General features: G+C 72.1%; 4 protein-coding genes and 1 pseudogene. All 5 read right to left on the bottom strand.

Annotated elements, in window-relative coordinates; translation table 11 throughout:
- A pseudogene (locus tag E2E34_RS30515) lies at positions 1-985 on the bottom strand (serine protease); the annotation flags it as partial.
- Positions 986-1,216: 231 nt separating this feature from the next.
- Positions 1,217-2,119, bottom strand: coding sequence for a tRNA pseudouridine(55) synthase TruB (gene truB / locus E2E34_RS30510; RefSeq protein WP_138905100.1), 903 nt, complete (start codon positions 2,117-2,119; stop codon positions 1,217-1,219).
- Positions 2,116-2,580 carry a 30S ribosome-binding factor RbfA gene (gene rbfA / locus E2E34_RS30505; protein ID WP_138897906.1) on the bottom strand — a complete coding sequence of 155 codons (465 nt, stop codon included), beginning with the start codon at positions 2,578-2,580 and terminating at the stop codon, positions 2,116-2,118. Before rbfA ends, truB begins: the two co-directional genes overlap by 4 nt.
- A 51-nt stretch (positions 2,581-2,631) precedes the next feature.
- Positions 2,632-2,925: a DUF503 domain-containing protein gene (locus E2E34_RS30500; RefSeq protein ID WP_138905099.1), complete on the bottom strand. Its 294-nt coding sequence runs from the start codon at positions 2,923-2,925 to the stop codon at positions 2,632-2,634.
- Positions 2,926-3,070: 145 nt separating this feature from the next.
- On the bottom strand, positions 3,071-5,555 hold a 2,485-nt coding region (gene infB / locus E2E34_RS30495), incomplete at its 5' end, for a translation initiation factor IF-2 (protein WP_138905098.1).

The raw sequence follows: 5,555 nt of genomic DNA, 5'->3' as shown, positions 1-5,555 counted from the left end.
CCCCGAACCCGCACCGACGCTCCGCCTCCCGCAGCGCCCGCCCCACCGCGTCCGCGACCGAGGCGTCACCGGCCCGCAGGCCGGCGCCGGGCAGCCGGAGCGTCGGTGCGGGTTCGGGGCCCCGGGCGCGTCGCTCGGCCAGCGCGGCGAGCTCCGTCGTACGACCGGTCCCCGGGTCCCCGGCCAGGGCGAGCACCAGGGCGTCGGCGGACGCGGAGAAGGCGGCGAACTCCCTTCGCAGGTGCGGGCGTTCCACCGGGTCCGGCCCGCGCACCGGAGCCGGCCCGCCCGGCGCGGCGGCCGTCAGCCGCATGGCTCCGGCGAGATTGAGGTCGGGACCGTACGCCGGCACCGTCGCCGCGTTGCGCCGCAGCAGCTCCGCCAGGGGGCCGTCCGGCCGGGCCGCCGCCGCCCACAGGGGTACGGCGAAACCCGCCGCCCCCCGCTCCGCGCACAGGGCGGTGCCGAGGACGGCCAGTACCGCTCCCGTCCCGGCGTCCAGGACCGGCCCGCCCGCCGCCGGGCCGCCGAGCCGCAGCGCGTCGCTGCCGGCCGTGCCCATCGCCAACTCGACCGCGCCGTCGATGCGATGGAAACGGCCGGTCGCCGTGTAGGTGACCGGGACCTGCCTGAGGACCCGCGCCTCGCGCCAGCCCCCGGCCGCCAGCCGCACGTACAGGCCGGTCTCGATCTCCTCCCGCACCGCGACGGGCACCGGGCGTACGCCGAGCCCTTCGGTCCGTACGAGCGCGAGGCCCGCCTCCGGCAGCGGGACGATCGCCTCGGTCTCGGCCAGGCAGATCCGCTCGCCGGGCGCGTGCAGGACGACCCGGCTCAGACCGTCGACGGCTTCGTGGCTGGTGACGACGGTGCCCAGGCCGTCCGCGACGAACCCGGTCCCGCGCGGGCGACCGGCCGGATCGCAGATCCGCACCAGCGTGACCGGCGGCGCGGGCGCGGGCAGCGGCGTCTCCTCTACCGCCATCGTCGAACCTCCCGCCGTGCCCCGTGCACCCGACGTTAGGTCGGCGGTGATCAGCGGGAGAAGGACGCATCGCGAAAGCGCCCCCTGGGCACCGGCCGTTCACTCCGAGCGCCCGCCCAAAGGGGTGAATCGGCGGGGCAGGCTGGACAGACCCCTACTGAGGGGGATCGTGGAGCGGGCGGCCCGAGGGCCGGCCGCTCCACGATGGGTCCGCACGGCGCCGGCGCGTCCTCAGCCGAAGACGGCCAGGCTCTTCGCCTTGCCCCGGCTCTCCTCCACCAGCGCCAGGAACCGCCCCTCGGGCCCGAAGACCGCGACCGGGGCGGTGTCGTACGCCGGCATGTCGAGCCGTACGCCGTTGGTCACCAGGCCCGCGCGCCGCTCGTCCACGTCCCACCGCGCGAACGCGGCGGCCGCCGCGTCGGCGATCGGCATGACCGTGAGCTCCTCCTGGAGCTGCTCCAGCGTCTTCGCGGCGTCCAGCCCGTACGGGCCGACCCGGGTGCGCCGCAGCGCGGTCAGGTGACCGCCGACGCCGAGCCCGGCGCCGAGGTCGCGCGCGAGTGCGCGGATGTACGTACCGGAGGAGCAGACCACCGAGACGACGAGGTCGACGACGGGCGTCCCGTCCTCGGCCACCGCCTCGCGCACGTCGTACACCTGGAAGGACGAGACGGTCACCGGCCGGGCCGGGATCTCGAAGTCCTCGCCCTCGCGCACCCGCGAGTACGACCGCTTGCCGTCGATCTTGATGGCGCTGACCTTGGACGGCACCTGCATGATGGCGCCGGTCAGCTCGGCGACACCCGCGTCGATGCCTTCCCGGGTCACCCCCGAGGCGTCGGCGGACGCGGTGATCTCACCCTCCGCGTCGTCGGTGACCGTGGTCTGGCCGAGCCGGATCGTACCGAGGTACTCCTTCTCGGTCAGGGCGAGGTGGCCCAGGAGCTTGGTGGCCTTCTCCACGCCGAGGACGAGGACGCCCGTCGCCATGGGGTCGAGGGTGCCCGCGTGCCCGACACGGCGGGTCTTGGCGATCCCGCGCATCTTGGCCACGACGTCGTGCGAAGTGAAGCCGGACGGCTTGTCGACGATGACAAGGCCGTCCGGCGTCGTGGTGGCGCGCTGCTTCATTCCGCGGTTTCGCCCTCGTCCTCGGCTTCGGCTTCGTCTTCGTCCTCGGGCTTGCGGTACGGGTCGGCCTCGCCGGCGTACGTCTTGCCCGTCGACACCTGGCGCACCTCGGCGTCCTTGGCGCGCGCCTTGTCGAGCAGGTCCTCGATGGTGCGCGCGTTGTCCGGCAGCGCGTCCGCGACGAAGGCCAGCGACGGCGTGTGGCGTACGCCGGTCTGCCGCCCGACCTCGGAACGCAGGACACCCTTGGCGCTCTCCAGCGCGGCGGCCGAAGCGGCGCGCGCTTCGTCGTCGCCGTAGACCGTGTAGAAGACCGTGGCCTCCCGCAGGTCACCGGTGACCCGGGCGTCCGTGATGGTCACGAACCCCAGTCGCGGATCCTTGATTCGCCGGTCCAGGGTCTCCGCGACCACGACCTGGATGCGATCGGCCAGCTTGCGGGCCCGCGCTTTGTCGGTCACCGGTCCGTCTCCTCTTTCTGCTGCTGCTGAACTTCAGGTACTTCAGGTACGTCAGTCTTCATCACCGTGGAGTCGCCGTCGTACCGACAGCAGCTCCACTTCGGGCCGGGCGGCGACCATGCGCTCGCACCGGTCGAGTACGTCCGTCAGGTGCCCCGTGTCCCCTGATACCACCGCGAGGCCGATCTCGACCCTGCGATGGACATCCTGGTCGCCGACCTCCGCGACGCTCACCGCGAACTTGCGGTGGAGTTCGGCGACGATCGGGCGTACCACGGAGCGTTTCTCCTTCAGCGACCGTACGTCGCCGAGGAGCAGGTCGAAGGACAGTGTCCCCACATACATGTGTGTCCGGATGTCCCGCCGGTTCGGGGTCGTGCCCCGCCAACCGCTTGGCAGGGACACCAGCACCGTACACGCAACGGCCGGGGCCGCTCGACGGAAATAATCTCCGCCGAGCGGCCCCGAGTGCACTGCGTGGCTACACGGCTCAGCCGCGCGGCTTCTCGCGCATCTCGTACGTCGCGATGACGTCGTCGATCTTGATGTCGTTGAAGTTTCCGAGGTTGATACCGCCCTCGAAGCCTTCGCGGATCTCGGTGACGTCGTCCTTGAAGCGGCGCAGACCCTGGATGTTGAGGTCCTCGGCGATGACCTTGCCGTCGCGGATGAGGCGAGCCTTGGTGTTGCGCTTGACCTCTCCGGAGCGGACGAGAACACCGGCGATGTTGCCCAGCTTGGACGAGCGGAAGATCTCGCGGATCTCCGCCGTGCCGAGCTCGACCTCTTCGTACTCCGGCTTGAGCATGCCCTTGAGGGCCGCTTCGATCTCTTCGATCGCCTGGTAGATGACCGAGTAGTACCGGACGTCGACGCCCTCGCGGTCCGCCATCTGCGCGGCGCGGCCGGCAGCTCGGACGTTGAAGCCGATGACGATGGCGTCGGAGCCCATCGCCAGGTCGATGTCGGACTCGGTGACCGCACCCACACCGCGGTGCAGGACCCGGATCTCAACCTCTTCACCGACGTCGAGCTGGAGCAGCGAGGACTCGAGAGCCTCGACCGAACCGGACGCGTCGCCCTTGATGATGATGTTGAGGTCCTGGACCAGACCGGCCTTGAGCACCTTGTCGAGGTCCTCGAGGGACACCCGGCGGGTGCGCTTGGCGAAGGCGGCGTTGCGCTCACGCGCAGCACGCTTCTCGGCGATCTGGCGGGCCGTGCGGTCCTCGTCGACGACCAGGAAGTTGTCGCCGGCGCCGGGGACGTTGGTGAGACCCAGGACCAGGACGGGGGTCGACGGACCCGCTTCCTCGACGTTGTTGCCGTTGTCGTCGAGCATGGCGCGGACTCGGCCGTACGCGTCACCGGCGACCATCGTGTCACCGACGCGGAGCGTTCCGCGCTGGACGAGCACGGTGGCGACGGCGCCGCGGCCCTTGTCGAGGTGGGCCTCGATCGCGATGCCCTGCGCGTCCATCTCCGCGTTCGCCCGGAGGTCGAGCGACGCGTCGGCGGTGAGGACGACCGCTTCGAGGAGTTCCTCGATGTGGAGGCCCTGGCGCGCGGAGATGTCGACGAACATCGTGTCGCCGCCGTACTCCTCGGCCACCAGACCGAACTCGGTGAGCTGACCGCGCACCTTGGTCGGGTCGGCACCCTCGACGTCGATCTTGTTGACCGCGACCACGATCGGCACACCGGCCGCCTTGGCGTGGTTCAGCGCCTCGATCGTCTGCGGCATCACACCGTCGTTCGCCGCGACCACGAGGATCGCGATGTCGGTGGACTTCGCACCACGGGCACGCATGGCGGTGAACGCCTCGTGACCGGGGGTGTCGATGAAGGTGATGGCGCGCTCTTCACCGTTGACCTCGGTGGCGACCTGGTACGCACCGATGTGCTGCGTGATGCCACCGGCCTCGCCCGCGACGACGTTCGTCTTGCGGATCGCGTCGAGGAGGCGCGTCTTACCGTGGTCGACGTGACCCATGACGGTCACGACCGGCGGACGGGAGACGAGCATGTCCTCGCCGCCCTCGTCCTCACCGAACTCGATGGAGAACGACTCGAGAAGCTCGCGGTCCTCCTCCTCCGGGCTGACGATCTCCAGGATGAAGTTCATCTCTTCAGCGAGGAGCTTGAGCGTCTCGTCGGAGACGGACTGCGTGGCAGTGACCATCTCGCCGAGGTTCATCATCACGCCGACGAGCGACGCCGGGTTGGCGTTGATCTTCTCGGCGAAGTCGGTGAGCGAGGCACCGCGCGACAGGCGGACGGTCTGTCCGTTGCCGCGAGGCAGCATCACGCCGCCCACGGACGGGGCCTGCATGGCCTCGTACTCCTGGCGCCTCTGCCTCTTCGACTTGCGGCCACGACGCGCCGGACCGCCGGGACGGCCGAACGCGCCCTGCGTGCCACCACGGGCACCGGGGCCACCGGGACGGCCACCGAAGCCGGGACGACCGCCGAAGCCGCCGCCGCCACCGGGACGACCCGCGCCGCCACCGCCACCGGGACCACCGGGACGGCCGGCGAAGCCGCCGCCGCCACCGCCGGGACCGGCCGGGCGGCCGGCGAAGCCGCCGCCGCCGGGACGACCGCCACCGCCCGGACGGCCACCGGGGCCGCCAGGACCGCGGCCACCGCCGCCGGGACCGCCACCAGGACGGGGAGTACCGGCAGCGGGACGCTGCGGCATCATGCCGGGGTTCGGACGGTTACCGCCCGGAGCACCACCGGGGCGCGGGGCGCCGCCCTGCGGGCGGGGCATGCCACCGGGGGTGGGACGTGCGCCACCCTGGCCCTGCGGACGCGGAGCGCCGCCGGGAGCACCCTGCGGACGCGGGGCGCCACCGGGGGCACCGGCACCGCCGGGGCGCGGGGCGCCGCCGGGACGGGGCGTCTGCGGACGCGCCATGCCGGTGGAGCCGCCAGAGGTGAACGGGTTGTTGCCCGGACGGGGACCCGCGGGG

The sequence above is a fragment of the Streptomyces albidochromogenes genome, assembly GCF_005981925.1.
GTDB lineage: Bacteria > Actinomycetota > Actinomycetes > Streptomycetales > Streptomycetaceae > Streptomyces > Streptomyces albidochromogenes.
The sequence above is the reverse complement of the archived record's forward strand: the minus strand, read 5'-3'. Positions and strand labels throughout refer to the sequence as shown.